The organism is Comamonas sp. JNW (assembly GCF_003105075.1).
In the GTDB taxonomy this organism is placed as follows: Bacteria; Pseudomonadota; Gammaproteobacteria; order Burkholderiales; family Burkholderiaceae_C; genus Comamonas; species Comamonas squillarum.
The window spans coordinates 89,532-112,678 of the sequence record NZ_QETI01000002.1; the positions used below are offsets into that span (position 1 = coordinate 89,532).

25 protein-coding genes are annotated in these 23,147 nt (G+C 63.5%); 15 read left to right on the top strand and 10 right to left on the bottom strand.

The window, feature by feature from the left end; all coding sequences use genetic code 11:
• Positions 1 to 37: 37 nt before the first annotated feature.
• From gspK to gspG, 5 genes are all read right to left on the bottom strand, one after another.
• Positions 38 to 1,045, bottom strand: coding sequence for a type II secretion system minor pseudopilin GspK (gene gspK, locus DCO45_RS03515; protein WP_165841113.1), 1,008 nt, complete (start codon positions 1,043 to 1,045; stop codon positions 38 to 40).
• Positions 1,042 to 1,746, bottom strand: a complete 705-nt coding sequence (locus tag DCO45_RS03520) for a prepilin-type N-terminal cleavage/methylation domain-containing protein (protein WP_116924560.1) — start codon at positions 1,744 to 1,746, stop codon at positions 1,042 to 1,044. Before DCO45_RS03520 ends, gspK begins: the two co-directional genes overlap by 4 nt.
• The gene (gene gspI, locus DCO45_RS03525; protein ID WP_232539648.1) at positions 1,746 to 2,114 is read right to left on the bottom strand and encodes a type II secretion system minor pseudopilin GspI; all 369 of its coding nucleotides are present in this window, start codon (positions 2,112 to 2,114) and stop codon (positions 1,746 to 1,748) included. Before gspI ends, DCO45_RS03520 begins: the two co-directional genes overlap by 1 nt.
• A gap of 22 nt (positions 2,115 to 2,136) precedes the next feature.
• The gene (locus DCO45_RS03530) at positions 2,137 to 2,586 is read right to left on the bottom strand and encodes a prepilin-type N-terminal cleavage/methylation domain-containing protein (protein WP_116924562.1); all 450 of its coding nucleotides are present in this window, start codon (positions 2,584 to 2,586) and stop codon (positions 2,137 to 2,139) included.
• A gap of 63 nt (positions 2,587 to 2,649) precedes the next feature.
• Entirely contained in the window at positions 2,650 to 3,105 is a 456-nt protein-coding gene (gene gspG, locus DCO45_RS03535) for a type II secretion system major pseudopilin GspG (protein ID WP_182345023.1), read from the bottom strand.
• A gap of 65 nt (positions 3,106 to 3,170) precedes the next feature.
• Between gspG and DCO45_RS03540 the strand changes: the two genes are divergently transcribed.
• Positions 3,171 to 3,770 (top strand): type II secretion system protein N, encoded by a 600-nt coding sequence (locus DCO45_RS03540; protein ID WP_116924563.1) that lies wholly within the window; start codon positions 3,171 to 3,173, stop codon positions 3,768 to 3,770.
• Positions 3,771 to 3,819: 49 nt separating this feature from the next.
• Here DCO45_RS03540 and DCO45_RS03545 read toward each other — a convergent pair whose 3' ends face one another.
• From DCO45_RS03545 to ilvA, 3 genes are read right to left on the bottom strand one after another with little or no spacing between them, the layout of a single operon-like run.
• Positions 3,820 to 4,404 carry a histidine phosphatase family protein gene (locus DCO45_RS03545; protein WP_116924564.1) on the bottom strand — a complete coding sequence of 195 codons (585 nt, stop codon included), beginning with the start codon at positions 4,402 to 4,404 and terminating at the stop codon, positions 3,820 to 3,822.
• The gene (cobS, locus tag DCO45_RS03550) at positions 4,401 to 5,237 is read right to left on the bottom strand and encodes an adenosylcobinamide-GDP ribazoletransferase (RefSeq protein ID WP_116924565.1); all 837 of its coding nucleotides are present in this window, start codon (positions 5,235 to 5,237) and stop codon (positions 4,401 to 4,403) included. Before cobS ends, DCO45_RS03545 begins: the two co-directional genes overlap by 4 nt.
• Positions 5,238 to 5,260: 23 nt before the next feature.
• Positions 5,261 to 6,829 carry a threonine ammonia-lyase, biosynthetic gene (gene ilvA, locus DCO45_RS03555; RefSeq protein WP_116924566.1) on the bottom strand — a complete coding sequence of 523 codons (1,569 nt, stop codon included), beginning with the start codon at positions 6,827 to 6,829 and terminating at the stop codon, positions 5,261 to 5,263.
• A 265-nt stretch (positions 6,830 to 7,094) separates the two neighbouring features.
• On the opposite strand from ilvA, the gene DCO45_RS22540 reads away from it, so the two are divergent.
• The 5 genes from DCO45_RS22540 (at position 7,095) to DCO45_RS03570 (ending at position 8,850) form a co-directional block, all read left to right on the top strand.
• Positions 7,095 to 7,313: a hypothetical protein gene (locus tag DCO45_RS22540; RefSeq protein ID WP_133248057.1), complete on the top strand. Its 219-nt coding sequence runs from the start codon at positions 7,095 to 7,097 to the stop codon at positions 7,311 to 7,313.
• Positions 7,298 to 7,747 carry an OsmC family protein gene (locus tag DCO45_RS03560; protein WP_116924567.1) on the top strand — a complete coding sequence of 150 codons (450 nt, stop codon included), beginning with the start codon at positions 7,298 to 7,300 and terminating at the stop codon, positions 7,745 to 7,747. The genes DCO45_RS22540 and DCO45_RS03560 overlap by 16 nt, the downstream gene beginning before the upstream one ends.
• Positions 7,748 to 7,846: 99 nt before the next feature.
• Positions 7,847 to 8,026: a MarR family transcriptional regulator gene (locus DCO45_RS23140; protein ID WP_232539531.1), complete on the top strand. Its 180-nt coding sequence runs from the start codon at positions 7,847 to 7,849 to the stop codon at positions 8,024 to 8,026.
• A 90-nt stretch (positions 8,027 to 8,116) separates the two neighbouring features.
• The gene (locus DCO45_RS23145; protein WP_243419229.1) at positions 8,117 to 8,446 is read left to right on the top strand and encodes a nucleotidyltransferase domain-containing protein; all 330 of its coding nucleotides are present in this window, start codon (positions 8,117 to 8,119) and stop codon (positions 8,444 to 8,446) included.
• Positions 8,447 to 8,478: 32 nt separating this feature from the next.
• The gene (locus DCO45_RS03570) at positions 8,479 to 8,850 is read left to right on the top strand and encodes a DNA-binding protein (RefSeq protein WP_243419230.1); all 372 of its coding nucleotides are present in this window, start codon (positions 8,479 to 8,481) and stop codon (positions 8,848 to 8,850) included.
• 73 nt (positions 8,851 to 8,923) lie between these two features.
• Here DCO45_RS03570 and coq7 read toward each other — a convergent pair whose 3' ends face one another.
• The gene (gene coq7 / locus DCO45_RS03575; protein WP_116924568.1) at positions 8,924 to 9,544 is read right to left on the bottom strand and encodes a 2-polyprenyl-3-methyl-6-methoxy-1,4-benzoquinone monooxygenase; all 621 of its coding nucleotides are present in this window, start codon (positions 9,542 to 9,544) and stop codon (positions 8,924 to 8,926) included.
• A gap of 323 nt (positions 9,545 to 9,867) precedes the next feature.
• Here coq7 and DCO45_RS03580 point away from each other — a divergent pair, with 323 nt between their 5' ends.
• The 9 genes from DCO45_RS03580 (at position 9,868) to DCO45_RS03620 (ending at position 22,213) form a co-directional block, all read left to right on the top strand.
• The gene (locus DCO45_RS03580; RefSeq protein WP_021025741.1) at positions 9,868 to 10,923 is read left to right on the top strand and encodes a porin; all 1,056 of its coding nucleotides are present in this window, start codon (positions 9,868 to 9,870) and stop codon (positions 10,921 to 10,923) included.
• A 552-nt stretch (positions 10,924 to 11,475) separates the two neighbouring features.
• On the top strand, positions 11,476 to 13,056 hold the full coding sequence (locus tag DCO45_RS03585) for an ABC transporter substrate-binding protein (RefSeq protein WP_116924569.1): 1,581 nt from the start codon (positions 11,476 to 11,478) through the stop codon (positions 13,054 to 13,056).
• 181 nt (positions 13,057 to 13,237) lie between these two features.
• Positions 13,238 to 14,218: an ABC transporter permease gene (locus DCO45_RS03590; RefSeq protein WP_116924570.1), complete on the top strand. Its 981-nt coding sequence runs from the start codon at positions 13,238 to 13,240 to the stop codon at positions 14,216 to 14,218.
• 1 nt (position 14,219) lies between these two features.
• Entirely contained in the window at positions 14,220 to 15,437 is a 1,218-nt protein-coding gene (locus DCO45_RS03595) for a M20 aminoacylase family protein (protein ID WP_021025744.1), read from the top strand.
• 50 nt (positions 15,438 to 15,487) lie between these two features.
• Entirely contained in the window at positions 15,488 to 17,062 is a 1,575-nt protein-coding gene (locus tag DCO45_RS03600) for an ABC transporter substrate-binding protein (protein ID WP_116924571.1), read from the top strand.
• 53 nt (positions 17,063 to 17,115) lie between these two features.
• Complete coding sequence (locus DCO45_RS03605; RefSeq protein ID WP_116924572.1) at positions 17,116 to 18,027, top strand: ABC transporter permease; 912 nt, start codon at positions 17,116 to 17,118, stop codon at positions 18,025 to 18,027.
• Between the two features lie 35 nt (positions 18,028 to 18,062).
• The gene (locus DCO45_RS03610) at positions 18,063 to 19,061 is read left to right on the top strand and encodes an ABC transporter ATP-binding protein (protein ID WP_021025747.1); all 999 of its coding nucleotides are present in this window, start codon (positions 18,063 to 18,065) and stop codon (positions 19,059 to 19,061) included.
• 5 nt (positions 19,062 to 19,066) lie between these two features.
• On the top strand, positions 19,067 to 20,119 hold the full coding sequence (locus DCO45_RS03615; RefSeq protein ID WP_232539649.1) for a dipeptide ABC transporter ATP-binding protein: 1,053 nt from the start codon (positions 19,067 to 19,069) through the stop codon (positions 20,117 to 20,119).
• Between the two features lie 213 nt (positions 20,120 to 20,332).
• Complete coding sequence (locus tag DCO45_RS03620) at positions 20,333 to 22,213, top strand: 5'-nucleotidase C-terminal domain-containing protein (protein ID WP_243419253.1); 1,881 nt, start codon at positions 20,333 to 20,335, stop codon at positions 22,211 to 22,213.
• A gap of 71 nt (positions 22,214 to 22,284) precedes the next feature.
• Here DCO45_RS03620 and DCO45_RS03625 read toward each other — a convergent pair whose 3' ends face one another.
• A complete protein-coding gene (locus DCO45_RS03625) occupies positions 22,285 to 23,130 on the bottom strand; it encodes a MurR/RpiR family transcriptional regulator (protein ID WP_116924574.1) in 846 nt (281 codons plus the stop codon).
• Positions 23,131 to 23,147 lie beyond the last annotated feature (17 nt).

Genomic DNA, 23,147 nt, shown 5'->3' on the forward strand with positions numbered 1-23,147 from the left:
TTCACCAAACTGCAATACGTTTGTCATCATGTTCCTGTTAGCGCGCCGCCACCGGGTTGGCGCTGCCATCGCCCATCAGGCTGGTGGCCAGTGCGGCACCACGCTCACGCACCACGGTTGTTACATTCAGCCCCTGGCGGTAGACCAGGGATTTCTCCTGCACCACCAGGTCGTCAAAGCGCAGCCGCGCCCAGACCTCGAAATACACCGATTTGACATCGAGCACTGCGTTGGCATTGTTGAGCGCGGTGTTGCTGCTAAAGCGCTGCTGCAGCTCGGCGCTGCTCTCGAAAGCCTTGTTAAGGCGCAGCTGGGCGATCTGCTGGGCAGTTGCAAAATCCATGCCCTCGACAGCGGCCCAGATCACGGTGGCCGAGGCGGTGTTGACATTGACCTTGCTCTCCTGGGGCAGCAGCACCACATAGGGCTCCAGCTGGGTCAGGGTGGACGGCGACAGGCCCCACCAGGCCAGCTCCTTGTAGGTGCGCGGCAGCAGCGGCGCATTGGCCGCCTTCCCCTCGGTGCGCAGCGCGGCCAGTGCCTGCTGGCTGAGGACGGTCAGTTCGGCGCCGGGCAGGCCCAGGCGCTCGAACAGGCGCTGAAACTGGCGCAGCGCGACGCTGTTGATCTGGTTGTTGGAGACCAGGTTGCGGATATTGAGGCGCGCCTGGGCATCGACAATCGCACCCGACAAAAACGCCTGGGCCGCATCGATGCTGCTGTCGTCGGCATTGCTCTGGTTGTTGGAGGCCTGCAAGAAGGTGGACAGGCGCGCTTCGGCCAGCGGCACCGACCAGGGCTCGGAGAGCGAATCGGGGCCGCCCACACGCGCATCCTGGCGCAGCACCTGGCGCGAGAAATCCAGCCCGCCCAGCAGCAGCCAGGCGGCCTGCACGCGGGTGCGCTCGGCGCCTTCGACCTCCAGATTGCGCCACTGCTGCCAGACGGCGCTGGCGGCAATCGTGGCCACCAGGGTGACGGTGAGCATGGCCGCCAGCAGCGCTGCGCCGCGCTGGCCACGGCGGGGAATGCGGAGCCGCTTCATGATTTGTTGCCCGACACGATGGGGTTGACCCAGTCGTTGGTGATGACCCCGGAGAGCGCACCGGGCGCGGGCAGCTCCAGACGCAGGCGGATGCCGTCGGGCAGCGCCACCGTCGTGGGGTTGTTGGCATCGGCCTGGGGATTGGCGCCCTGGCTGGACAGCGGATTGCTCCAGCTGTTGCCCCGGAAATACAGCAGCTGCCAGCCGCTGATGGGCATCAGCACCGTTTGCTGCGGGCCGCCATCGGCGTTGTTGGTCAGCGCGCTGTTGGTGACCGCATGCGCGGCCATGTCCCAGGCCTGCTGCCACTGCTGCAGATCACGCACGGGGGCCGACTGCCAGCGCACCCAGTAGTCGCGGTTGCCCAGGCGGCGCTGGGCCCAGCTGACCACGCGCAGGCCTTGTTCATTGATATCGCTGCTGCGGCGCGTCAGGCGCAGCACGCGGCCATCCCAGTCGATCGGGGTGGTGGCTGCGACGCGCTCAATGCCATTGAGGTCGGTGTTCCACTGCGACAGCGCCGCCTGCACCACCATCACCTCTTCGCTGTAATCACGGGCCTGCTGCTGGGCGCGCACCATGCCATCGATGCCGCGCCAGCTGGCAATGGTCATCACCGCCAGAATGGAAATCGCGATCAGCAGCTCGATCAAGGTAAAGCCCTGGCTGCGTGGCTGGCTACAACGGGGGAAGCGCTGCATCAGTACCTCCCCACGATGGTGCTCAGGCGCAGCAAGGGCGCGCCGCCGGAGAACACATGGGCATCGATGCGGCGGAAATCCGGGTTGGGCGTGGCAAACACGCCCACGCGCACATCGAACATGCGGCCGGCCTGCTCACAGGCCACGCTGGTGCTGCCCAGTCCCGGCAACTGCTGCGACAGGCGCGCGGCGATCAGCTGGTTTTCGGCGCAGATCTGCGCGAGCATCACATCGCTTTGCCGCCCTGCCGTCTGGGTCAGCGCGTTCATCGCCTTGCCGCCGGCGAGCAAGGCGATGGCGACAATGGCGAGCGCGACCAGCACCTCTATCAGGGTGAAGCCGGAATGGGGAGAGGGCTTGCTGGGCACGCGGGGCTGGTCGGGAAAGGGTTCAGGGGGCCTGTAGTTCAAACGGGCGCACACCATCGGTGGCCACGGCAATGCTGCCCGCATTGCGGCTGGGGTAGGCCAGCAGCACCGTCTGCGGGCCGATCAGTGCCTCGGGCCCCAGGATGATATCGCCACTGCTGCGCACCGCCACCGGCGGGTGCAGCCAGGCGCCCTGGCGGGTGCCGCCTTGCAGGCCTTCGATGACAAAGCCCTGGCTGTCGGCCCGCCAGCGCACCGGCTGGCCACTGGCGCGGGACTGGGCACGCGCGGCTTCGAGCTGGGCGGCCAGGCGCTGGCCTTCGCGCTGGAGCTGGTCCTGGCTGTTGTCACCTATCGCAAACACCACGCCGGCGCTGGCCAGCGCCATCAAGGTGATGACGACCAGCAGCTCCATCAAGGTAAAGCCGCGCTGGCGGCGCGGCTGGAAGGGGTGGGCAAGGGCGCAGGGCATGGGGCCGGAGAGCGGGGCAGCGGGAAAAGGCAGAAAGCAGCGATCAGGCGGGCTTATTGCCGCTTATTGCCAGCTGCCGATGTCGGCATTGTTGCCTTCACCACCGGCCTGGCCATCGGCGCCAAAGCTCATCACATCGACTTCGCCTTTGACGCCGGGGTTCAGGTACTGGTAGGGGTGGCCCCAGGGGTCATTGGGCAGCTTTTCCAGATAGGGCTTCCAGTTCATCGGCGCGGGGCCGCTGCTGGGGCGGTTGATCAGCGCGGCCAGGCCCTGCTCGGCGGTGGGGTAGCGCTGGTTGTCCAGGCGGTAGCGCTTGAGCGCACCACTGATGTTGGTGATGTCGGTGCGCGCTGCGGTCACGCGCGCTTCGTCGGCAGCGCCAATCACATTGGGCACGATCAGCGCGGCCAGCACGCCGATGATGACCAGCACCACCATCAGCTCGATCAGGGTAAAGCCGCGCTGGATATTGGCTTGGATGCGGCGTGCAGCCGACTGCGGGCGGAAGGAAAACATCATGCTCTCAGGTCAAAGGGGGTCAAAGTGGTGAAACTGACATCTGGCTGCATCATAATCTGCGAATGGTGACACTATCACGCAACCCCTGGTCTCCTCGGCTGGCGGCCGGCCTTTTGTGGGCTGGCGCTGCGGCATTGGCGGTGTTCTGGGGGCTCAAGCTGTCGGCGCCACGCCAGGTGCTGTCGGCACCGCAGGCCGGTGGCCCCGCCCAGGTACAGGTCGATGGCGCTGCGATGGCGCGGCTCTTTGGTGTGCAGGATGGCGCGCCCGTTGCAGCCCCGGCTGCCCCCACCCGCTGGCGCCTGCTGGGCGTGATGGTGGGCAAGGACAGCGGTGGCGGCGCGGCCGTCATCGCCGTGGATGACCAGCCTGCGAAGGTGTTCCGCGTGGGCACGGTCGTGGCCGATGGCCTGGTGCTGCAGGCCTTGCGCAGCGATGCGCCCCGTGCCGTGAGCCTGGGCGCCGGTGTCGATGGCCCGGCAGCTGTGACGATCAACCTGCCGGCCTTGCGCCCAGTGGATGCGGTGGCTGCGCCGATCCCGGCCACTGTGCCCAATGCCCAGAATGCCCCAAATGCCGTGGCTGCGGCACCGCAAGGCGCTGCCCCCGTACCCGCTGCCGCACCGAATGTGGACCGCAGCACCGGTTCCTTGCGCGACTGATCGCCGGCGCTTTACGTAAAAGTTTGTTGGGAGCGGCCTGAAGCGGCTCTCAGGCCTCGCCGAACAGCGGCAATCGGAGCCATTCCCCATACGCGAGCTTGACCGAGGGCCAGTCCTTGGCCAGCGGTAGCCTTTGGCCCCGGGTCAGCAGCCAATGCGCGCATTGCGCAACACCTGCGTGGCTGATCCACAGCACGGGCTGGCCGGTGTCCAGCGCCTGTTGGCGCGCAGCATCCAGCGCACGCGCCACGCGCGCCATCATCGTGGCCAGCGCCTCACCACCGCCTGGTGCATAGGCCATAAAGTCGGCCGTCCAGGCCTGCATCTCTTCGCGGGCGATGTCGTCCCAGCGCTGGCCTTCCCAGGCGCCAAAGTCCATTTCTGCCAGCTCGTCGCAGGCGCGCAGCGCGAATGCCGGTGCCTGCGCCTGCAAGGCGGTGGCCAGCTGGCTGCAGCGCTGCAGTGGTGAATGCCAGACCGTGCCGGCCGGCAGTGCCTCAGCCGCCCAGGCACTTTGCAAGGCCAGTGCGGCGGCAGCGGTGGCCTTGTCATCGGCGGCCATGTCCGTGCGGCCGTAGCAGATGCCCGGCGCCACCAGGGGCTGGGCATGGCGCTGCAGCCACAGTGCGCTCATGCCACAGCCTTGGCCAACCACAGGCCTGCGGGGCCCAGCGACAGCGCAGCGCCCAGGTAGAACGCGATCTCGCTGACCTGCTCGGCAGCGCCCAGGCCGTCGCCGGTAAAGCCTTGCAGGCGGCGCTGCAGCCACTGGCGCATCCACAGCGCAGCGGCAGCGCTGAGCACCAGCGCCAGCAGCAAGACCACCCAGCCTTGGCTGAGACCCAGCAGCAAGGCGGCGGGCAGCGACCAGAGCAGGCAGCAGGCCAGGCCTTGGCGGCTGATAAAGGCAGCCAAAGGCTTGCTTTTCGATGAGGCGTTGTCGCCCACATGGGGCAGGCTGCGCACAACAAACATCGGCCAGAGCCGGGCGATGACATGGGCTGTGACCAAGGTCGCCATCGCCAGCGCCAGGCTATGGCTGGCCAGCAGCGCGATGAGGGCCGTCTTGCTGAGAACGGCCAGCACCATCGCCATCGCGCCATAGGCGCCGATGCGCGAGTCCTTCATGATCTCCAGCGCGCGCTGGCGCTCGTGGCTGCCGCCCAGGCCATCGACCACATCGCTCAAGCCATCTTCATGAAAGCAGCCGGTGAGCAGCACGGTGGCCAAGGTGCTGAGCACGGCGGCGACCAGCGGGCTGTAGGCGTTGCCAGCTGGCAGCAGCAGGCTGCCAGCGGCGAGCACCCCGGCGGCCACCAGGCCCACGATCCAGCCCACGCCCGGGAAGTGGCCGGCGCTGGCGCGCAGCATCTCGGGGCTGTAACCCACCCAGTCGCCCAGCTTGCCAGTGACCGGGATGCGGGTGAAAAACTGCACCGCGAGCAGAAAATGGCGCAAGGCTTGCATGCTGCGGCTGGGCCCGTTTGGCGTTAAGCCTGCAGGAACAGCTTGTAGGCCGGGTTCTGGGTCTCTTCGATCCAGGGGTAGCCCAGGTTGTTCAAGAACTGCTCAAAGCTGTGCGAGTCTTCCTGGGGCACCTGCATGCCCACAAGGATGCGGCCGTAGTCTGCGCCCTGGTTGCGGTAGTGGAACAGCGAGATGTTCCAGTTCGGCGCCATCAGGCTCAGGAACTTGAAAAGCGCGCCGGGCCGCTCGGGGAAGATAAAGCGCAGCAGGCGCTCGTCCTGCGCGAGCTGCGAGCGCCCGCCCACCATGTGGCGCACATGCTCCTTGGCCAGCTCGTCAAAGGTCAAATCCAGCGCTTCAAAGCCGTTCTTCTGGAAGTTGCGGCAGATTTTTTCCGACTCGCCCTTGCTGTTGGTCGAGATGCCGACAAACACATGGGCGCGCCGGTCATCGCTGATGCGGTAGTTGAACTCGGTCACGCTGCGTGCGCCACCGGGCAGGTTGCCGATGACTTCGCAAAAACGCTTGAAGCTGCCGCGCTCTTCGGGGATGGTCACGGCAAACAGCGCTTCCTTTTCCTCGCCCACATCAGCCCGCTCGGCGACAAAGCGCAGGCGGTCGAAGTTCATGTTGGCGCCGCTCAGGATGGCGGCATAGGTCTCGCCCTTGGTCTTGTTCTTGGCAACGTATTGCTTGATGCCGGCCACGGCCAGCGCGCCCGAGGGCTCGACGATGGAGCGGGTGTCGACAAAGATATCCTTGATCGCGGCGCAGACGGCATCGGTGTCGACGGTGATGTATTCATCGACCAGGCCATGGGCGACGCGGAAGGTCTCCTCGCCCACCAGCTTGACGGCCGTGCCATCGGCAAACAGGCCCACATCGCTCAGCGCTACGCGCTTGCCTTCGCGGGCCGACTGGATCATCGCGTCCGAGTCGTTCATCTGCACGCCGATGACCTTGATCTCGGGCCGTACCGCCTTGATGTAGTTGGCGACACCTGCGATCAGGCCGCCGCCGCCAATCGCGACAAAGACGGCGTTCAGTGGCGAGGAGCCGATTTTCTGCACCTGGCGCATGATCTCCATCGCAATCGTGCCCTGGCCGGCGATCACGTCCGGGTCATCAAAGGGGTGGACAAAGGTGAGGTTCTGTTCCTTTTGCAGCTTGAGTGAGTGCTCATAGGCATCGCTGAAGCTCTCGCCGGCCAGCACCACCTCGCCCCCCAGGCCCTTGACGGCATCGATCTTGAGCTGCGGCGTGGTGGTGGGCATCACGATCACGGCGCGGGTGCCCATGCGGCTGGCCGACAGCGCGACACCCTGGGCATGGTTGCCAGCCGATGCACAGATCACGCCGGCCTTGAGCTGCTCGGCCGTCAGGTGGGCCATCTTGTTGTAGGCGCCGCGCAGCTTGAAGCTGAACACCGGCTGCTGGTCTTCGCGCTTGAGCAGCACCTTGTTGTGCAGGCGGCGGCTGAGGTTCTTGGCCGAGTCTAGGCTGGATTCAATGGCCACGTCATAGACACGCGCAGTGAGGATTTTCTTCAGGTAATCGGCCGGCGTCAGCGCGGCTGCAGTCTTGGAGGGCATAGGGATGCACGCTAGAGAAAGGAGGCAACGAGAAGGTAGCGCATGCGGATGGCGCGCCTGGTTGATGTGCCAGCCAGCAGGGCATGCGCGGGTGGCGGCATGGGCGGGGTGGCGAACATCAGGTGATCGAGAGACCGATGCACTATAACCGCTGGCATTCACTGGAGCGGACCGGCGGTGGAATTGCGCCGGCGCCGGGCAGAAAAAAAGCCCCTGATGTGAATCAGGGGCTTGAAACCACCATTTGAGAGGTGGAGGAGACAACTTGCAAGCTGCATCCCGCAGTGGGGGCTTTCGCCTGGCTGTGGAGCAGCAGATGAGTCCAAGTATAGCGATGTTTCTGCTGCGTTGCAGCAAAATAATGCCCGCAACCATTTTTTTTCCCAATGCTGTTGATAGACAGCAACAAGTGGCAGGGGAGAGGGCAGATCTGCCACACTGGTGGCGTTTGATTTTTGGAGTCTTGCAATGGAATGCACGGTAACGTGGACGGGCGCGAGCGGCGCCCGCTCGGGAATGGGCTTTGTCGCAGAAACGGGCAGCGGCCACGTGGTGGCCATGGATGGCGCGCCTGATGCGGCCAATCCTGCCAACGGCGGCCAGAATCTCGCCGCCCGCCCGATGGAGCTGCTGCTGGCCGGCACCGGCGGCTGCACCGCCTATGATGTGGTGCTGATCCTCAAGCGCGGCCGCCACGATGTGAAAAACTGCACTGTGGCGCTGAAGGCTGAGCGCGCCGACACCGAACCCAAGGTCTTCACCAAGATCCATATGCAGTTCACCGTCACCGGCAAGGGCATCCCCGCAGCGGCGGTGGAGCGTGCGATTGCGATGAGCCATGAGAAATACTGCTCGGCCAGCATCATGCTGAGCAAGACGGCCGAGATCACCACGGGGTTTGACCTGGTGGAAGCCTAAGCACGGGCGTAGACCTCCCGCAATGCCCAGGTGGCCATTGTGCGGGATGTCAACCTGACTGGAAGTTCGATGCAAAAAAGGCGACAATTGACGCCTTATATGAATCAATCTCTGATTGCCTTGTTGCTGCCGGAGTACCGGCGACGTGTCCTGGGGTTGCTGCTGCTGCACCCTGATGCACAGCTGCACGGGCGAGAAATTGCCAGGCGCACGGGGCTGCCGGCAGGCACCATCACCAGAGAGCTTGGCAAGCTGACATCGGCGGGCCTGTTGCAATGAGAAAAACGGGGCAACCAACAGCTGTACCGCGCAGACAGGAGCTGCCCCGTTTATACAGAGCTGGCCCGTATTTTGCGCAAGACATCAGGCGTGGCAGATGTCTTCGCGACCGCCCTGGCACCTGTCGCCGACAAGATCGATGTGGCCTTTATCTATGGCTCTTTGGCGCGCGGGCAAGAGACTGCGGGCAGCGACATTGACCTGATGCTGGTCGGTACACTAGGCTTTGACGAGGCGGTGCATGTGCTGTGGCCGCTGCAAGCGGAGCTGGGCCGGGAGATCAATCCGCAGGTACTGGGCCAGCAAGAGTTCGCGGCGCGCGCCCAGGCGGCGTTCATGCGCGATGTGCTGTCCAAGCCCAAGATCTTTGTGATGGGGGGTGACGATGAGCTTGCAAAACTTAGTCGGCATCAGTCTTGAGACCGTGGAGCCCAACGCAACAAGTGCGGTCATTGCTGGCTGCGCCTGACCGCAATATTGCCGATGCGCACATTGCCGGCTTAAGTGAAGAAAACCAGTTTGATGCCGCCTACAAGGCCATCATGCAGTTGGCCATGCTGGGCCTGATGGCCAATGGCTACCGCACACTGAAGAGCAAGCCCGGCCACCACCAGACCGCCATCCAGACGCTTGCGCTCACCGTGCAGTGGCCCAGCGAGAAGATATGGCCGCTGGATGCCTTGCGCAAACAGCGCAATTTGACGGACTATTCGGGAGACTTGGTCTCCCAGGCGGCGGTAGGCAGCTGCCGGAGCAATGCGATGGCCTTGCTCGCCCATGTGCATGCCTGGCTGCTGGCGCAGCGGCCTCACTGGCTGGATTGAGTGCTTTTGCAGGCCACCTCTGAGGCAGCCTTTGCATGGGGTCCCCGTCCGGGCCCTATCTATCTCTCTATCTCTATATATGGTGCGCCGTCACGGTCATCACCTTGGAGGCGATCTTCATCAGCATCCGGGCGGGCAGGGGCACGGGCAAGGCGCCGGCGTCCACCGCAGCGGCCGCGTGGCGCTCCTCGTCGGCTTTCATCTGGCTGACGACAGCCCGCGATGGTGCGTCGTGTGCTGGCAACAGGTCCAGGTGGGACTGCAGGTGCAAGGACACCTGGTTTTCCGTCTCCTCGACAAAGCCCAGGCTGGCGCGGTCGCTGACCTTGGCGGCCACAGTGCCAATCACAAAAGCGCCGGCAAACCACAGTGGGTTAAGCAGGCTGGGGCGTTCGCCCAAATCCTGCAGGCGCTGGTGGGTCCAGGCCAGGTGGTCCATCTCCTCCTGGGCCGCTTCCAGCAGGTGCTCGCGCAGATGCTCGTCGCGCGTGACCATGGCCTGGGCGGTGTAGAGCGCCTGCGCGCAGACTTCGCCCACGTGGTTGACCCGCATATAAGAAGCGGAGAGCTTCTTCTCCTCAGGGCTGAGGTCCGCCTCATCGATGCCCGCAGCGGGCGAGGGGTTGGCCGCACGGGGCGTTGCAAACAGGGTGCGCAGCGCAGTATCTGCTGCGCAAAGGAGTCGATCTTGCATAGGGTGCCATGCTAACCAGTAGAATACACCCCGCTGCAAACATGGCGAATCTCCTCTGGAGGGGCTTGTTTTGCAGCAAATTTTTGTCGAAAAATTGGACGGCGGCTGACATTCGTTAAACGTTGCACTCAAGCAACGATTTACAGCGAATAGGTCCTCAAGTGGGGGAATTTGTTTGCGCAACCGCCTGCGGTCTGTTGAAATAGAGAGAACTTCCACACTAGGAGGTTGGCGCGGGAGCAGGTAGAAGTTGTGCAGAACCGTGAGGCTGACATCAACCCCCCCGTACCAGCGCCGTCTGTTAAACCTTGGAGTAACTCGCAATGAAAAAATCTCTTGTTGCCTTGGCAGTGCTGGCCGCTTCCGGCGCCGCAATGGCTCAATCTTCCGTGACCCTGTTCGGTATCGTTGATGCTGGCGTGACCTACGCTAAGACCAGCGGTGGCGAAAGCAACTACGGTCTGACCAACTCCGGTAACGCCACCAGCCGTCTGGGCTTCCGCGGCGTGGAAGATCTGGGTGGCGGTCTGAAGGCTGGTTTCTGGCTGGAAGGCGCAATCCAGAACGACAGCGGTACCGCTTCCGGCGGCGGCGCTGCAGGTCCTGGCTTCGAGTTCAAGCGTCGTTCCACCGTGTCCCTGATGGGCAACTTCGGTGAAGTGCGTCTGGGTCGCGAACTGACCGCAGCTTACAACACCGTGTCTGGCTACGACGTGTTCGGCCAAGTCGGTATCGGCCAAAACTTCAGCTTCGGCAACGGCACCTACGGCTTCGGCGACCCAGTTCGCGTGGGCAACATGGTTTCGTACTACACCCCTAACATGTCCGGCTTCACCGCTGGCGTGAACTACGGCTTCGGCGAAACCGCTGGCGACAGCTCCGCTAAGCGTTACATCGGCGTGTCCGCTGGTTACAACAACGGCCCTCTGAGCGCCGGTATTGCTTACGACCAGCAAAACGATCCTACCGCCAGCTTCGAAAAGGCTCAAGGTCTGGGTCTGGGCGCTGCTTACAACTTCGGCGCTTTCAAGCTGTCGGGTCTGATCCGTCAAGTGCAAAGCACCCCAGTGGGTGGTGGCAGCAAGGCTAAGTTCCAGTCCGCTGGTCTGGGCGCAACCGCTGCTGTCGGCGCTGCTGGCGAAGCCCGTCTGGCTTACAACTACTACGACAACAAGGAAATCGAAGGCAAGGCTCACCAGCTGTCGCTGGGCTATGTCCACAACCTGTCGAAGCGCACCGCTCTGTACGGCACCTACGCTTTCCTGAAGAACCAGAAGAGCGAAACCATGAGCCTGTCGGCTAACGGCCTGGGCATCGACCCAGCTGGCGCTGGCAAGAACCAAAACGCTATCACCGTTGGTGTGCGTCACGCTTTCTAATGAATGGCTAGGGTTTCCTAGCTACTCAATCTGAAAAGCAAAAAGCCCGTCGAAAGACGGGCTTTTTTTATGCCTGCTCGCCGCTGCCCTGTCCAGGCGCTCGGCCTTGTTCTGGGTAGATGGGGTCACTGCAGCGGCGACAGCGGCTGCGCCCGCTCTTGTTATCAGCCTGTCAAAGGTCCCATCTTGAAGCCCCACGCCGTGGGAAGCGCGAGACCCGTTGTGCTTTCCTGCCGATGCGGCAGGAGCGCTGCGGCGCTGGCTTGTGGCAGGCTTGATACATACCGCATGCTGTATCGGCGCTGGTAGCCGCCAAGATGCGCCTGTATCGCTTTTTTGACATGTGGGAATGGAAGGGCAGGCGTGGTCTGGCAGGCAGCGCGTTTTCATAATTAGCAGATGAAGCCGTGTTTTGCCCGACAAAACACCTGCTTTTGCCGGTCACCTAACAGAAATAAACGCGACTCGGGAATATCCCCGCCCTGGGGGAAGCACCATGCGGAAGATCGATTCCTTGCGGCATAGTGAAGCACTACTATTCTGCGAGGACTTATGAAACAGCCTTCTCTTGCTCTGGTTGCGATAGCGGTAGCCACCGTTTTGTCAGCTGGCGTGGCCCAGGCCAAGCCCTTCAAGTGGGCCAGCCAGGCCGACGTTGCCAGCTGGGATATCCATGCGCAAAACAATGGCCTGCACAACGCCATTCATCCCTATGTCTACGAGACCCTGGTCACCTACAACAGCAAGACCTTTGCGGTCGAGCCGCTGCTGGCTACCTCGTGGAAGGAAGTCACCCCCAAACAGATGCGCTTTTCATTGCGCCAGGGTGTGAAGTTCCAGGATGGCTCGAACTTCACCGCCGATGATGCGGTGTTCTCGATCACCCGTGCGATGGCCAAGACCTCGAACTACGGCCCCTTTGTCCAGGGCATCGAGAAGGTCGTCAAGGTCGATGATGGCACCATCGATATCTTCATGGTGGACCCCAATCCCGTGCTGCTGCGCCAGATGACCGAGCTGCGCATGATGAGCAAGGCCTGGTCGGAGAAGAACAAGTCCACCGAGCCGATGGACATCAAGAAGTCCGACGAGAATTTTGCCCACCGCAATGCGATGGGCACCGGCCCGTTCATTCTGGAGTCCTGGCAGCCCGATGTGCGCATGGTGCTCAAGAAGAACCCCAACTGGTGGGGCCAGATGCCGGGCAATGTGACTTCGATCACCTACACCCCGATCAAATCGGCGCCGACCCGCATGGCGGCGCTGCTGTCCGGTGAAGTGGACATGGTGCTCGATCCAACGCCGCAAGACTTGAACCGCCTGCGCGCCAGCCCGGACCTGAAGATCCTTGAAGGCTTGGAGAACCGCACAATTTTCTTTGGCATGGACCAGTTCCGTGACGAGCTGCCCGGCTCCAGCGTCAAGGGCAAGAACCCGCTCAAGGACCAGAAGGTGCGCCAGGCGCTCTACCAGTCCATCGACATCCAGGCGATCACCAAGACCATCCTGCGCGGCCTGGGCAAGCCCACTGGCACCCTGGTGGCGCCCCAGGTCAATGGCTGGACCGAGACCGTGGGCCAGCGCCTGCCCTATGACCAGGACGCCGCCAAGAAGCTGCTCACGCAAGCGGGCTACCCCGATGGCTTCGAGGTCGACTTTGCCTGCCCCAACAACCGCTATATCAGCGACGAGGCGATCTGCCAGGCGGTCACCGCGATGTGGGCCAAGATCGGGGTCAAGGCCAAGCTGCGCACCTTGCCAATGGTCACCTACTTCCCGATGATCCAGCGCAACGAAGCGAGCATCTACATGCTCGGCTGGGGTGTGCCGACTTTCGATTCGCTCTACAGCCTGCAGTCACTGGTGCGCACCGTCGGCAAGGGCGGCGACGGAAACTACAATGTCGGCCGCTACAGCAACGAGCGCATGGATTATCTGGTGGACCGCGTGAAAACGGAAACCGACCAGCTCGTGCGCACCCGCATGCTGACCGAGGGTTTGCAGCTGTCCAACGACACGGTCTCGCACCTGCCGCTGTATGACCAGGTGATCCCCTGGGCGATGAAGAAGAACATCGACCTGGTGCACCGCGCAGACAACCGGGTGGACATCAAACTGGTGACGGTCCGTTAACCAACGGCGAGCTGTGCGCAGGCCTGCTGCCCGATGCGGCAGCCGGCCATTTCATAAAAAGCGAAAGAAGAATAGGCAGACAACACGGGTGCCAGGAACGCTCTGCAGAACCCTCACCAACTGGGTTTTGCAGAGAGTTCCTAGGGCACCTTACCTCTGTTTGTCACGATGAGAGTCAGCCATGTTTGCATTCATATTGCGCCGATTGATACAGGCGGTGATCGTGATGATCGCCGTGGCGTTCATTTCCTTCATGTTGTTCCAGTATGTGGGTGACCCGGTCACCTTCTTGCTGGGCCAGGATGCCACCCCACAGCAGATTGCCGAGTTGCGCAGTGCGCTGGGGCTGGACAAACCGTTTTTCGTGCAGTTCTGGCACTTTTTGCTCAATGCTGCCCAGGGCGAATTCGGCATCAGCCTGCGCCAGGGTGCCAAGGTCTCGTCCCTGATTGCCGAGCGCTTCCCGGCGACCTTTGAGCTGGCTATGGTGGCTGCGTTGCTGGCCTTGGTCATCGGTGTGCCGATGGGCGTGTATGCCGCGCTGCGGCGCGGCAGCTTCATGAGCCAGGTGTTCATGACCTTGTCGCTGCTGGGTGTGTCCCTGCCCACCTTCCTGATCGGTATCTTGCTGATTTTGATCTTCTCGGTGCACCTGGGCTGGTTCCCGAGCTTTGGCCGTGGCACGACGATGCAGCTGGGCTTTTGGAGCACCGGCTTGCTGAGCGCCAAGGGCTGGCACCACATCATCTTGCCGGCCATCACCTTGGCCGTGTTCCAGCTCACGTTGATCATGCGCCTGGTGCGCGCCGAGATGCTGGAGGTGCTGCGCACCGACTACATCAAGTTTGCCAAGGCTCGGGGCCTGAGCAACCGCACGATCTACTTTGGCCATGCCCTCAAGAACACGCTGGTGCCGGTGATGACCATCACCGGTCTGCAGCTGGGAGGCCTGATTGCCTTTGCCATCATCACCGAGACCGTGTTCCAGTGGCCGGGCATGGGCCTGCTGTTCATCCAGGCGGTGACCTTTGCCGATATCCCGGTCATGGCCGCCTACCTGTGCCTGATTGCGCTGATTTTTGTGGTGATCAACCTGGTGGTCGATCTGTTGTATTTCGCTGTCGACCCGCGCCTGCGCGTCGAAAAATCGGGAGGGCACTGAGATGCCACGTCTGCCTTATAGCGCGAGCTCGCGCGCCTTTTCTCACCTGGCCCAGATCCATCCGGAGCTGACGGCCTTCCGCCGTGACCTGCATGCCAATCCGGAGCTGGGTTTCGAAGAAAAATACACCGCTGCTCGCGTGAGCGAGGCCTTGCGCCTGTGTGGTGTTGATGAGATCCACCAGGGCATCGGCAAGACCGGCGTGGTCGGTGTGATCCGTGGCCACAAGCACGGCAGCGGCCGCATGATCGGCCTGCGCGCCGATATGGATGCACTGCCGATCACCGAGCAGGGCAACTGCAGCTGGCGCTCGGGCAAGCAGGGGCTGATGCATGCCTGCGGCCATGATGGCCACACTGCGATGCTGGTGGGCGCGGCGCGCTATCTGGCCGAGACGCGCAATTTTGACGGCACCGCCGTGCTGATCTTCCAGCCCGGCGAGGAGGGCTATGCCGGCGCGCGCGAGATGATCCAGGATGGCCTGTTCGAGCGCTTCCCGGTCGATTCGGTCTATGCGATGCACAACTGGCCTGCGATGCGCCAGGGCATGATCGGCATCAACCCCGGCGCGATGATGGCCGCGGCCGACCGCATCCAGATCAATATCACGGGCAAGGGCGGCCACGGCGCCCATCCTTACCAGACCAATGATGTGGTGCTGGCGTCGGCACACCTGATTACGGCGATCCAGTCCATCGTCTCGCGCAATGTGCGTGCCATCGACTCGGCCGTCATCAGCATCTGCGCGCTGCAGTCGGGGGACCTGGCTGCGTTCAGCGTCACGCCGGGCTCGTCGACCTTGGTGGGCACGGTGCGCACCTTCAACCCCGATGTGCAGAACATGGTCGAGCGCCGCCTGGGCGAGCTGTGCCAGGCGCTGGGCCTGGCCTTTGGCGTGAACGCGCAGCTGCAGTACGAGCGCTCCTACCCGGCGACGATCAACACGGCCGAAGAAGCGGTGTTTGCCGGCGATGTGGCCTCTGACCTGGTGGGCGAAGCCCTGGTGGTGCGCAACATGGACCCGAGCATGGGCGCTGAGGATTTCTCCTTCATGCTGCAGCAAAAGCCCGGGGCCTATCTGCGCCTGGGCCAGGCCGTCGGTGACGACATCATTCCGCTGCACAACAACCGCTACGACTTCAATGACGATGTGCTGCCGCTGGGTGCGGCGCTGCACGCCGGCATTGTCGAGCGTGGCATGCCACTTGCTTTGGGCTAAAGCCTCCGCACCCGGCCCTTGCGGGCCGGACTTCAGAAAAGGGGAAAACGATGAAACACACGATGAGCAAGACCTTGTTGGTATCGATGTTGGCGGCCGCCTATGTTTGCGCCGGCGCGCAGACGGTGCGCATCGGTTCCCAGGGCGACGCCCTGTCCATGGATCCGCATTCCTTCAATGAGACGGTGCAGCTGAGTGTGACCGGCAATGTCTACGAGCCGCTGGCCGGCCGCAACAAGGACCTGAGCCTGCGCCCGGTGCTGGCCACCAAGTGGGAGCAGACCTCACCGACCGTCTGGCGCTTTACCTTGCGCAAGGGCGTGCAGTTCCATGATGGCACGCCGTTCACCGCCGATGATGTGGTGTTCTCGATGATGCGCACGCAGCTCGAAGGCTCGGACATGAAGTCCTACACCAACCCCATCAAGGAGACGCGCAAGGTCGATGACTACACGGTGGACATCGAGACCAAGGACCCGGCCCCGATCCTGCCGAGCATGATCTCGCAGGTCTACATCATGAGCAAGGCCTGGTCCGAGGCCAACAATGCCGTCAACCCGGTGGACCGCCGCAAGGGCATCGAGAACACCGCCTCGTTCAAGGCCAATGGCACCGGCCCCTACCGCGTGCGCGAGCGCCAGCCCAATGTGCGCACCGTCTTCAACCGCAGCGCCAACTACTGGGACAAGGTCGAAGGCAATGTGCAGGAAGTGGTCTACACGCCAGTGGCCAATGATGCGACCCGTGTGGCCGCGCTGCTGTCGGGCCAGGTCGATGTGATCGACCCGGTGCCGGTGCAGGATCTGGACCGTGTCGCCAATACCGGCGGCACCCGTGTGGTGTCCGGGCCTGAGCTGCGCGCCATCTTCATGGGCATGGACCAAAAGCGCGATGAGCTGCTGAACTCCAGCGTCAAGGGCAAGAACCCGTTCAAGGACAAGCGCGTGCGCCAGGCCTTCTACCAGGCCATCGATATCGAGGGCCTGCACAAACAGGTGATGCGCGGGGCCTCGGGCAATCTGGCCACCTTGATCGGCAAGGGCGTCAACGGCTACACCGACGACATCAAGCGCCTGCCCTACGACCCGGCTGCGGCCAAGAAACTGCTGAGCGAAGCGGGCTACCCCGATGGTTTCTCGCTGACCTTGAACTGCTCGAACGACCGCTATATCAACGACAGCCGCATCTGCCAGGCGGTATCGGCCAACCTGGCCAAGATCGGCGTCAAGGTGCAGCTCAATGCCGAGACCAAGGGCACCTATTTCCCGCGCATCATGCGCCATGAAACGGCCTTCTACATCCTGGGCTGGACGCCGTCGACCTACGACGCCCACAACCCGCTGCTGGCCTTGATGAACTGCAATGACGGCAAGGGTGCTGGCGCGTTCAACTACGGCAACTACTGCAATCCCAAGGTCGATGCCTTGACCCGCCAGGTGCAGTCGGAGACCGACACCACCAAGCGCAACCAGGCGATCCATGAGGCGCTGCAGACCGTGGCCGACGATGTGGGCTACCTGCCGCTGCACCAGCAGTTCATGAACTGGGGTGTCAGCAAGAACGTCGAGCTGGTGCAGATGGCCGATGGCTTCATGCCCTTCAAGTGGATGACCGTGAAGAAGTAAATGCCCCGGGCCGCTGCGCTGCAGCGGCTGGCGACTAGAGAGAGAAGATGACGATGAAAAACCGAATCAGGCGCTGGATGGACAGCGATGTGGGCTACAGCTTTCGCAATTCGCCCACAGCCATCGTGGCCGCCCTCATTGCGGCGGTCTGCGTGTTTTGCGCGCTGTTTGCCGGCTGGGTGGCGCCGCACAACCCCTTTGACCTGACCACGCTGGAGCTGAGCGATGCGCGCATCCCGCCGGTGTGGAGCGAAGAGGGCGGCTGGAAGTACATCCTGGGCACCGATGACCAGGGCCGCGACATTCTGTCGGCGCTGATGTATGGCGCGCGCATTTCGCTGATCGTGGGACTGGCCTCAGTGGCCCTGTCCGTGGTCGTCGGGGTGGGTCTGGGCCTGCTGGCTGGCTTCAAGGGTGGCTGGATCGATTCGGTGCTGATGCGCCTGTGCGATGTGATGCTGTCCTTCCCGGCCATCCTGGTCGCCTTGCTGATCGCCGGTGTGGGCCGCGCGGTGTTTCCCAATGCCAATGAATCGCTGGCCTTTGGCGTGCTGATCATCTCGATCTCGCTCACCGGCTGGGTGCAGTACGCACGCACGGTGCGCGGCTCGACGATGGTCGAGCGCAACAAGGAATATGTGCAGGCCGCCCGCGTCACCGGCGTGGCGCCGCTGCGCATCATGGTCAAGCATGTGCTGCCCAATGTGCTGGGCCCGGTCATGGTGCTGGCCACCATCCAGGTGGCCACAGCCATCATCACCGAGGCGACCCTGTCTTTCCTCGGCGTGGGCGCGCCGCCCACGTCGCCCTCGCTGGGCACCCTGATCCGCGTGGGCAATGACTACCTGTTCTCCGGCGAATGGTGGATCACGATCTTCCCGGGCCTGATGCTGGTGCTGATCGCGCTGTCGGTCAACCTGCTGGGCGACTGGCTGCGCGATGCGCTCAACCCGCGCCTGCGTTGATGGTGCGGACACAAGACGAACAAGGAACAACCACGATGTCATTGTTGGAAGTTAAAAATCTGGTGGTCGAGTTTCCCAATCGCCATGGTGTGCTGCGGGCGCTGGACAACATCTCCTTTTCCATCGCCCCCGGCGAGATCCTGGGCGTGGTCGGTGAATCGGGCGCGGGCAAGTCGCTGACGGGCGCGTCCATCATCGGCCTGCTCGAGCCGCCAGGCCATGTGGCCTCGGGCGAGATCGTGCTCGAAGGCGAACGCATCGACAACCTGTCCGCCGACAAGATGCGCCATATCCGGGGCCGCCGCATTGGCGCGATCTTCCAGGACCCGCTCACGTCGCTGAACCCGCTCTACACCGTGGGGCGCCAGCTGATCGAGACCATCCAGACCCACCTCAAGCTCTCGGCCTCGGAGGCGCGCCAGCGCGCGATCGAACTGCTCAAGGACACCGGCATTCCGGCAGCCGAAGAGCGGATTGACCACTTTCCGCACCAGTTCTCCGGCGGCATGCGCCAGCGCGTGGTGATTGCGCTGGCCCTGGCGGCCGAGCCCAAGCTGATCGTGGCCGACGAGCCCACGACGGCGCTCGACGTATCGATCCAGGCGCAGATCATCAGCCTGCTCAAGAACATCTGCCGCACCCGGGGTGCGGCGGTGATGCTGATCACCCATGACATGGGCGTGATTGCCGAGACCTGTGACCGGGTCGCGGTGATGTACGCCGGCCGTGTTGCGGAAATCGGCCCGGTGCATGAGGTGATCAACCACCCCGCGCACCCCTATACCCGGGGCCTGATGGCGTCCATCCCGGACATGGAAGCCGACCGTGAGCGCCTGAACCAGATCGACGGCGCGATGCCTCGGCTCAATGCCATCCCCAAGGGCTGCGCCTTCAACCCGCGCTGCCCCCAGGTGTTTGACCGCTGCATGGAGCAGCGCCCCGAGCTGATGGCCGCGGGCGCCACCCAGGCCGCCTGCTGGCTGCATGCAGCCGATTACCAGCCCCAAGTGGCTGCCACCGAGGACACGGTATGAGCGAGATGGCAACCATGACGAACAAGGACACAGCAGCGCTGCAAGGCGCGGGCGACAAGCAGCCCCTGGTGCAGGCGCGTGACCTGGCCAAGACCTTTGATGTGTCGGCGCCCTGGCTCAACCGGGTGCTGGAGCGCAAGCCGCGCAGCCTGCTGCGCGCCGTCGATGGCGTGAGCTTTGACATAGAAAAGGGCAAGACCCTGGCCTTGGTGGGCGAGTCCGGCTGCGGCAAGAGCACGGTGGCGCGCCTGTTGGTGGGCCTGTACGGCCCCACGCGCGGCACCTTCACCTTCGATGGCCAGGACGCGCATGCCGCATTCCGCGACCCGAATGCGCGTGCGATGCGCCGCCGCGTGCAGATGATCTTCCAGGATCCCTATGCCAGCCTGAACCCGCGCTGGTCGGTCGAGCAGATCATTGGCGAGCCGCTCAAGGAGCATGGCCTGATCACCAACACCGAGCAGCTCAAGGCGCGCGTGGCCGAGCTGCTGGTGCAGGTGGGCCTGGCGCCGATGGACATGATCAAGTACCCGCACCAGTTCTCGGGCGGGCAGCGCCAGCGCATCTCCATCGCCCGCGCACTGGCGACCGAGCCGGAGTTCCTGGTCTGTGACGAGCCCACCTCGGCGCTCGATGTGTCGGTGCAGGCCCAGGTGCTCAACATCATGAAGGACCTGCAGAAAAAGCGCGGTCTGACCTACCTGTTCATCTCGCACAACCTGGCCGTCGTGCGCCATGTCAGCGACCAGGTGGGGGTCATGTATCTGGGTAGGCTGGTAGAGCTGGCCGATAAGCAAACCCTGTTTGCCAAGCCGCGCCACCCCTACACGCGCATGCTGCTCGATGCCATCCCGAAGATGCACGACACCGGCAAGGCGCGCACCCCCGTGCAGGGCGAGGTGCCCAATCCACTGAACCCTCCGACCGGCTGCGCTTTCAACCCGCGCTGCCCGCTGGCCAATGAACGCTGCCGCAGCGAGCGTCCACAGCTGCTCGACGATGGCGGCGTGAAGGTGGCCTGCCATGCGGTGCAAGAGGGGCGCATCCCCGTTGTGTGATGCACTGGCGACCGCCTGCGCTGTGCGCGGGCAGCCCTCCAAACCGGCGTCCTGGACGCCGGTTTTTTCTTGGAGCGGATGCCTTGACAAGCCCCTTGGCTATTACAGAAAGTCACACCTGCGTCATCTGGCGGACAAACCATAGAGCTCTTTGTCAAAACGGAGAGAGCAGAAATGGTTGCATTGTCAGTGCGAGAGGGTGCACGTCAGGTGATGGTTTGGACCGTGTGCGGCGTGGCAGCCGCCGTGTTGGTGGCTTGCGGTGGAGGCGGCTCCAGCGACAACGACAGCGAAAAAGACGATGGGCTGACGATCCTGCACATCAACGACCACCATTCCACCTTGGCCAGCAAGACGGCGACGCTGCAGTTGCCGGTGGACGGCAAGACCACGGCCGTCACCGTGGACGCCGCAGGTTTCCCCCGCGTGACGGCCGCCATCGAAGCGATCGCTGCGCAGTCGACCCATGTGCTCAAGCTGCACGCCGGTGATGCGGTGACCGGTACCTTGTACTTCAACCGCGCAGGTGCCGATGGCGAGGCCGACATGGCCATGCTCAACACCGTGTGCTTTGATGCCTACACCTTGGGCAACCACGAGTTCGACAAGGGCGACACGGGCCTCAAGGGCATCCTCGATCGCCTCAAGAGCGGCAAATGCACGACCCCGGTGCTGAGCGCGAACGTGCAGTTCGGTGCCAGCTCGGCGCTGAACCCCAGCCGCGCACCGAACATGGTCTCGCCCTCCACCGTGGTCGAGCGTGGCGGCCAGAAGATCGGTATCGTCGGCCTGACCATTGCGCAAAAGACCAAGGCCTCGTCCAGCCCGGACAAGGACACCTTGTTCGAAGACGAAGCCGTGGCGGTCCAGCGCGAAATCGACAAGCTGCAGGCCCAAGGCGTCAAGCGCATTGTGCTGCTCAGCCACATCGGCTACGACAACGACCGTGCCCTCGCCAAAAAGCTGCGCGGTGTGGACGTGATCGTCGGCGGCGACTCGCACACCCTGCTGGGCCCTGACGCGATGAAGACCATCGGCGTGGGCACGCCAGGCGGCGCCTACCCCACCAACACCACCGACCTCGACGGCAAGCCCGTCTGTATCGTGCAGGCCTGGGAATACTCGCAGGTCGTCGGTGAGCTCAAGGTCAAGTTCGACAAGGACGGCGTGGTCAGCCAGTGCGAAGGCACGCCCCATGTGCTGATCGGCGATGACTTCAAGATCGCCGGCACTGCCGCGACCGAAGCGCAGCGCACGTCCATCATCAGCAGCGTGAACGCCGCCGGCTTCCTGCGCATCACGGCGCCGTCCGCCCAGGCGGCCGCCGTGCTCAAGCCTTTCACCGAAAAGGTCGCCAGCTTCAACGTGACCAAGGTGGCCTATGCCCCGCAAGAGCTGTGCTCGCGCCGGGTGCCGGGCGGCGAAGGCAGCACCGACTACAGCCGCTCCAGCGCGGCCTGCAATGCCGAAGGCAGCGTCAGCCTGCGCGGTGGCGATATCCAGCAGCTGGTGGCCCAGTCCTACCTGGAAGTGGCCAACGCGCACTACGGCGGTGCCGACATCTCGCTGCAAAGCGGCGGTGGCGTGCGCATTCCGCTCAATGGTGAAGTGACCGCGGCCAATGCGATCCAGGTGCTGCCGTTTGGCAACATGCTGTTCCGCCTGGATGTGACCGGCGCGGAAGTCAAGGGCATGCTTGAAGACGGCCTGGAAGCTGTCTACGGCGCAGGCGGCTCGACGGGCCCTTACCCCTACACCGGCGGCATGCGCTTTGATGTGAATGCCAAGGCCGCCTTTGGCAGCCGTGTCACCGGCATCGAAGTGCGCGACACCACCAGCGGCCAATGGACTGCGCTGGACCAGGGCAAGACCTATCGCCTCTTTGTGCTGAGCTTCAACGCCAACGGCGGTGACGGCTACAAGACCTTGGCCTCGGTGCCAGCAGCGCGCCGCCTCGATATCGGCGTGCTCGATGCCGATGTGTTCTTCAACTACATCGAATCGCAGCCCAAGGATGCCACCACCGGTCTGCCAGCGCTCAAGCGCCTGTCCACCGACCTGTACAGCACCAAGAGCTTTGTGGATGTGCGTTAAACACTGACGCCTCATGACGAAGGGGCAGCCTAGGCTGCCCCATTTTTCGTTCCGGCCAGGCAAAAACGCCGTCAGGTATAGCGCTTGGCGTGCAGGTTGTCCTTCATCTGCTGCAGCACCGGCTGCAGCGGCTCGCCGATGCGCAGCGCCACGCTGGTGGCCAGCACATCGAGAATCAAGAGGTGCAGCAGGCGCGAAACCATGGGGCTGTAGCGGTCATAGCCTTCGGGGTGGTCGGCGGCCAGGTGGATATTGGCCGCGCGTGCCAGCGGCGAGCCGCTGGCGGTGATGACAATCGTCGTGGCGCCATTGCGCTTGGCAATGTCGGTGGCATCCATCAGGTCGCGCGTGCGGCCGGAGTTGGAGATAACGATAGCGCAGTCGCCCGCACCCAGCATGGTGGCGCTCATCACCTGCATATGGCCGTCGCTGGTCGCCAAACTGGTAACGCCCAGGCGGAAAAACTTGTGCTGCCCATCCTGCGCGACGATGCCGGAATTGCCCACGCCATAGAACTCGATGCGCTTGCCCGCCTGCCAGGTCGCCACGATGGCGCTGGACGCGGCCTCCAGCGCCGTGGTGCTGGCAGCATTGCGGTAGGCCAGAAAGGCCGCGACCGAGTTGTCCACCACCTTGACCAGCACATCGCTGGTCTTGTCATCGGCATCGACACTGCGGTGGATAAAAGGCACGCCTTCGCTGACGCTGCCAGCGAGCTTGAGCTTGAAATCGGCCAGGCCGTCATAGCCCATGCTGCGGCAAAAGCGCACCACGGTGGGCTTGCTGACATGGGCGAGCTCGGCCAGCTCGCGCACCGGGCGCGAGGCAAAGGCGCGCGGGTCGGCCAGCACCAGGCGGGCCACGCGCTGCTCGGCCGGTGCCAGCGAGGGGAGAGAAGCGGTGATGCGGTCTAGCATGGGGATCCCTTGTGGGT

Bases quoted from the DNA above. Each gene is read 5' to 3' on its own strand.
- gspK (WP_165841113.1), bottom strand. From the start codon at position 1,045: ATGAAGCGGCTCCGCATTCCCCGCCGTGGCCAGCGCGGCGCAGCGCTG.
- DCO45_RS03520 (WP_116924560.1), bottom strand. From the start codon at position 1,746: ATGCAGCGCTTCCCCCGTTGTAGCCAGCCACGCAGCCAGGGCTTTACC.
- DCO45_RS03530 (WP_116924562.1), bottom strand. From the start codon at position 2,586: ATGCCCTGCGCCCTTGCCCACCCCTTCCAGCCGCGCCGCCAGCGCGGC.
- gspG (WP_182345023.1), bottom strand. From the start codon at position 3,105: ATGTTTTCCTTCCGCCCGCAGTCGGCTGCACGCCGCATCCAAGCCAAT.
- DCO45_RS03540 (WP_116924563.1), top strand. From the start codon at position 3,171: ATGGTGACACTATCACGCAACCCCTGGTCTCCTCGGCTGGCGGCCGGC.
- DCO45_RS03545 (WP_116924564.1), bottom strand. From the start codon at position 4,404: ATGAGCGCACTGTGGCTGCAGCGCCATGCCCAGCCCCTGGTGGCGCCG.
- cobS (WP_116924565.1), bottom strand. From the start codon at position 5,237: ATGCAAGCCTTGCGCCATTTTCTGCTCGCGGTGCAGTTTTTCACCCGC.
- ilvA (WP_116924566.1), bottom strand. From the start codon at position 6,829: ATGCCCTCCAAGACTGCAGCCGCGCTGACGCCGGCCGATTACCTGAAG.
- DCO45_RS03560 (WP_116924567.1), top strand. From the start codon at position 7,298: ATGGAATGCACGGTAACGTGGACGGGCGCGAGCGGCGCCCGCTCGGGA.
- DCO45_RS23140 (WP_232539531.1), top strand. From the start codon at position 7,847: ATGAATCAATCTCTGATTGCCTTGTTGCTGCCGGAGTACCGGCGACGT.
- coq7 (WP_116924568.1), bottom strand. From the start codon at position 9,544: ATGCAAGATCGACTCCTTTGCGCAGCAGATACTGCGCTGCGCACCCTG.
- DCO45_RS03580 (WP_021025741.1), top strand. From the start codon at position 9,868: ATGAAAAAATCTCTTGTTGCCTTGGCAGTGCTGGCCGCTTCCGGCGCC.
- DCO45_RS03585 (WP_116924569.1), top strand. From the start codon at position 11,476: ATGAAACAGCCTTCTCTTGCTCTGGTTGCGATAGCGGTAGCCACCGTT.
- DCO45_RS03590 (WP_116924570.1), top strand. From the start codon at position 13,238: ATGTTTGCATTCATATTGCGCCGATTGATACAGGCGGTGATCGTGATG.
- DCO45_RS03595 (WP_021025744.1), top strand. From the start codon at position 14,220: ATGCCACGTCTGCCTTATAGCGCGAGCTCGCGCGCCTTTTCTCACCTG.
- DCO45_RS03600 (WP_116924571.1), top strand. From the start codon at position 15,488: ATGAAACACACGATGAGCAAGACCTTGTTGGTATCGATGTTGGCGGCC.
- DCO45_RS03605 (WP_116924572.1), top strand. From the start codon at position 17,116: ATGAAAAACCGAATCAGGCGCTGGATGGACAGCGATGTGGGCTACAGC.
- DCO45_RS03610 (WP_021025747.1), top strand. From the start codon at position 18,063: ATGTCATTGTTGGAAGTTAAAAATCTGGTGGTCGAGTTTCCCAATCGC.
- DCO45_RS03615 (WP_232539649.1), top strand. From the start codon at position 19,067: ATGGCAACCATGACGAACAAGGACACAGCAGCGCTGCAAGGCGCGGGC.
- DCO45_RS03620 (WP_243419253.1), top strand. From the start codon at position 20,333: ATGGTTTGGACCGTGTGCGGCGTGGCAGCCGCCGTGTTGGTGGCTTGC.
- DCO45_RS03625 (WP_116924574.1), bottom strand. From the start codon at position 23,130: ATGCTAGACCGCATCACCGCTTCTCTCCCCTCGCTGGCACCGGCCGAG.